The sequence below is a fragment of the Fulvivirga aurantia genome (assembly GCF_009711475.1).
Classification (GTDB): Bacteria; Bacteroidota; Bacteroidia; order Cytophagales; family Cyclobacteriaceae; genus Fulvivirga; species Fulvivirga aurantia.
Genome location: NZ_SMMD01000621.1, coordinates 1 through 4713 on the forward strand (window position 1 = coordinate 1; position 4713 = coordinate 4713).

A 4713-nucleotide genomic window follows, 5' to 3' on the forward strand; every position below is an offset into this window, starting at 1 on the left:
GACCAGGAAAACCTGTAATTAAAGATTTTGAAGTGTAAAGATGTGTGTGTTGGTGCAGCTTATTTAATTTGTACTTCACAGAAACACTTTTAAAAGCCCCTGCTTTTAATATTGAGGCATTTGGTTCGTATAAAAATGCTTGAGGTTCTGATAGCTCAACAATGTGATTTTCTTCTTCTTTAGGTAAGAAATCAAAAACCTGTTGATCACCAGAAGCGGTTATATTTATCGTTTGAACCTTGACTGTTGAACTGTTATTTTTCTGCAGATGATAAAGCACTTCTTTGCACTCATTTTTTATTGATAAGACATGAACAGCTTTCACATGATTTAAAGCGGCTAGCGATGAGTTAATGTCTAACATCGGTGAGCCTTTGATCAAAATATCATCAGCTAGCTCAAATAAATCCTCCTGTATTTCCACCACATTGGGTTCGCAGTCCTCCCATCTAAACACCTTATTTTTATCATCGTCTCTGCGCGCAGGATCTATAAATATAGCATCTACGTTTTTACTATATGTATTAATAAAATCTTCTGATTTATCCTTGAATACCTGAATCTTATCATTTTGAAATACTGTAAAATTGTGACGAGCAATTTCACATAGGTGCTTATTTCTTTCTACGTAAATACAATGCTTAAAATTCTTTGATAGATAATGCGTGTCCACACCAGTTCCTCCAGTTAGATCTAGCAATGTATGACCACTTAAAAGGGTGCTCTTGTACTGTGCCGCCTGCTCAGAAGAGCATTGTTCCATAGATAAAAGCGGTGGGTAAACGATGCCGTCAGTGGCGTACCACTCCGGAAGTTTAGTTTTTGCTTTTTTGCGAGCAGCAATTTGCTCTGAAATGATCTTTATCGGTAGCCCAAATAATTCACGATGTTTAAGCGAAAGCTCAAAGGGATCTACATCTTCATTGGCTGTTATAAAATCCTGAACCTCTTTAGAAGCTATTTCCTTGATCAATAAACCAGGTTGTTTGTAGTTAAAAACTGAGCAATTTGTACAGCATTTGTTGCTGCTCCTTTACGCAAGTTATCTGCTACGACCCAAAGATTAAGACTATTAGGCTGTGATTCATCCCTTCTTAGTCTTCCTACAAAAACATCATCCTTCTTGTGCGCTGTTAATGGCATAGGGTAGATATTGTTGCTTACATCATCTTGTACAACCACCCCTTCAGCACTTTCAAGTAGAGATTTTACTTCATTGAGGTCAAAGTCGTTTTCAAAGGAAACGTTAATTGATTCCGAATGACCTCCCATTACAGGTAACCTTACTGCAGTAGCAGTTACAGCAATGCTCTGATCGTCAAAAATTTTCTTTGTTTCGTTTATCATTTTCATTTCCTCTTTGGTGTATCCGTTATCCATGAACACATCTATGTGAGGAAGCACATTCATATCAATAGTATGAGGATATACTTTCTTACCTTCAACGCCATTACGCTCACTCATGAGCTGATCGACAGCACCTTTACCAGAACCGGTTACTGATTGATAAGTAGAGACTACTATACGCTTTATTTTATATGCTTTGTGCAAAGGAGCAAGAGCAAGTACCATTTGGATGGTTGAGCAATTAGGGTTTGCAATGATTCGGTCATCAATTCTTAATGCTTCTCCATTTACTTCTGGCACTATGAGCTTATTGTTAGGATTCATTCTCCACGCTGAAGAATTATCTATCACAATACAACCAATTTCAGCAAATTTTGGAGCCCACTGCAATGAAGTCTCCCCACCTGCAGAAAATATCGCTATGTCAGGCTTGGCCTCCAAAGCAGCATCGAGACTGATTACACTATAATCTTTTCCCTTAAAAGTGATCTTTTTTCCAACAGATCTTTCTGAGGCAACTAATAATAATTCATCGAACTCTAGGTTTCTCTCATCGATAACCTCTAGAACTTCATGGCCTACTAATCCTGTGGCTCCTACAATAGCTAATTTCATCTTTTATCTAAATTTATTGAGGCTACTTAATAGATAACTCCTGCCTCGATTTTATGCGGAAATTGATTAATGCAAAAATACTATTTTTGTTAAGTTGTCTAACTAGCATCACTCATAATTTATGTTCCTAAACCGCTTTTACCTTGTTTCTTTATTTACCATCTGTTTTCACTTATCACAGGCTCAATTTGTTGACGATTTTAGCGATGGTGACTTTACCAATAACCCTACCTGGGTAAGTAGTAATGAATCAGGCGCTGGTACTGATTTTCAGGTGAGTGGAGGTCAACTGCAAAGCAACGGGCCAACTGCTACATCAACATTGTATATCACAACCTCAAATACCTTCTCAGAAGAATTAAATACAACATGGCAGTTTAAGGTTGTCTATAACAATGCGCCAAGCAGCTCAAATAGTGTCAAAGTTTTCTTGGTAAGTGACAGAGAAAATTTAAAAGATAGTCCTGTTGGCTATTATATACAACTAGGAGAAAGTGGTAGCGGAGATGGAATTGATCTCTATAAAACCTCCTCTGGTACACCCATTATTGAAGATCCCACAGCTTCCATTTCTTCAGTAATAAATGTGCACATAAAAGTCACAAGAAGCTCAGCTGGTGACTGGAAATTAGAAGCAGACACTTCTGGAGGAAACTCGTTCTTAACGATTGGTGAAGGTATTGATACAGAATTTCAATCAGGAAGCCACTTTGGTTTTCTAGTCAAACATACAAGCACCAGAAGTCAGGACTTTTTCTTTGATGATGTTTCAGTAACAACTGTTGACAACGTACCTCCGAAACTCGAAGAAATACTGGTGCTAGACGAAAACTCTATAGAAATACAGTTTTCTGAAAAAGTAGATCAAGCATCTGCCCTTACTACAACAAATTACTTTGTAGATAAGGGAGTCGGCTCCCCTAATAGTGCTACATACAATGGTAACGACTCAACACGAGTCAAGCTCAGTTTTTCGGAGTCGTTTATCAATGCAAGTGAGTATACTTTGTCCGTTGAGCGTATCGAAGACAGTAATGGCAATATGATTATGTCCACAAATAAAGAATTTCTTTATTTTCTACAGCCGGTGGTAAAAGAAAGAGACATCATCTTTAATGAACTGATGGCAGACCCCGAGCCACCAAATGACTTACCACCAGCTGAATATATTGAATTGTATAACAGGAGCGAAAATGTCATTGATCTCAAAAACTGGATATATGCAGACGCTAAATCATCTACAGTTCTTCCTTCTGATTATATCTACCCGGGTCAGTATATATTAATCTGTGCTTCAAGTGATACATCACTTTTTGAAAGCTATGGACATGTAATAGGCCTAAGCCCGTGGCCTAGTTTAAACAATCCCGGAGATGTGCTCACCCTTAAAAATGAACTCGGTGCAACTGTTGATTCTGTAGCGTTTGATGATACTTGGTATGGAAGCTCTACAAAAAAAGAAGGGGGTTGGTCTTTAGAATTAATAGATCCGGAAAATAAATGTGGGGGAGATAAGAATTGGGATGCTTCAGAAAACTCCGAGGGAGGTACCCCGGGTATAGAAAATTCTGTAAAAAGTGATAACCCTGATCTTATCGGACCAATGTTAATAAATGCATGGGCTCTTTCAACAGATAGCCTTTTGATTAGATTTAATGAACGGCTTGAAGAAAATTCTATAATAAAGGCCACTATTAACCTCACTCCAGAATTAGCTGTCAACAAAACTTATCCAGTAGCAGATTTAGAGTCTGTGGTTTTGTCTCTGAATAGCTCAATGATTCCTGATGAAATATATACCATTGCAGTTGACGGTGTTAAAGATTGCAGCGGTAATTTGATTACGGAGAATACTGTCAACTTCAGGCTTCCTGAAACCCCAAGCCCACAAAATCTCATAATAAACGAGGTGCTTTATGATCCACGGCCAGAAGGAGTTGATTTTGTTGAGGTGTACAATCGGTCGGATAAATATATCACACTTGACTCTGTCTATCTGGCTAGAGGTGAATATACCGAAGATTCATTATCTATTATATCATCAAAACTAGTAGCAGAAGAACCATTTATTATGGCACCAGGTGATTATGTGGCTTTTACGGAAGATGAGATGATTCTTAAAGAGCAGTATCCATTAAGCAGGGCCGAAAATTTAGTAAGTACTGATTTGCCCACATATGTCGACAATGAAGGTGTGGTAGTTTTAATGTTAGGCAGTAAAAAATATATTGACGCCTTTTCTTACAATGATGAACTGCACTCTCCCTTATTAGATGATACAGAAGGCACTTCTCTTGAAAGAGTAAATACAGAAGTATCAGCCGAAAATAAAAGCAACTGGAAATCTGCCGTAGCATCAGTAGGCTTTGCTACACCAGGCTACGAAAACTCGCAATCAAGGAGAGAAGCTTTAATAAATAACGAAAGTATAGAGATAGAACCAAAAATCATCGACCCATTAAGTACATCAAATAACTTCACGAGCATATCTTATAATTTTCCTAATGCGAGAAAAGCTGCTACTGTCATGGTGTATGACATACAGGGAAGGCTGGTTAAAACTATCGCCCAAAACTATTTTTTATCTGATAAAGGGTTCTTTACGTGGGATGGCACCAACGAGGATGGCAGCAGGGTTGATTTGGGTTACTATCTTATTTTTTTCGAAGTGTTTGATGCCAGCGGTGAGGTGCAGTTGTTTAAAGAAAAAGTGGCAGTTGGAAGGCGATTTTAAACAATAATCAGATAAAT

The 4713-nt window shown here is 38.0% G+C and carries 3 protein-coding genes; 1 reads left to right on the plus strand and 2 read right to left on the minus strand.

The window, feature by feature from the left end; all coding sequences use genetic code 11:
- Together E1176_RS05875 and E1176_RS05880 are read right to left on the minus strand one after the other, a co-directional pair.
- Positions 1-973, minus strand: a 973-nt coding sequence (locus E1176_RS05875; RefSeq protein WP_155209632.1) for a class I SAM-dependent methyltransferase, incomplete at its 3' end; no start/stop codon positions are given.
- Positions 970-1962, minus strand: coding sequence for an aspartate-semialdehyde dehydrogenase (locus E1176_RS05880; protein ID WP_155209633.1), 993 nt, complete (start codon positions 1960-1962; stop codon positions 970-972). The genes E1176_RS05875 and E1176_RS05880, both read right to left, overlap by 4 nt.
- 121 nt (positions 1963-2083) lie before the next feature.
- Between E1176_RS05880 and E1176_RS05885 the strand changes: the two genes are divergently transcribed.
- Positions 2084-4696, plus strand: coding sequence for a lamin tail domain-containing protein (locus tag E1176_RS05885; protein ID WP_155209634.1), 2613 nt, complete (start codon positions 2084-2086; stop codon positions 4694-4696).
- Positions 4697-4713 lie beyond the last annotated feature (17 nt).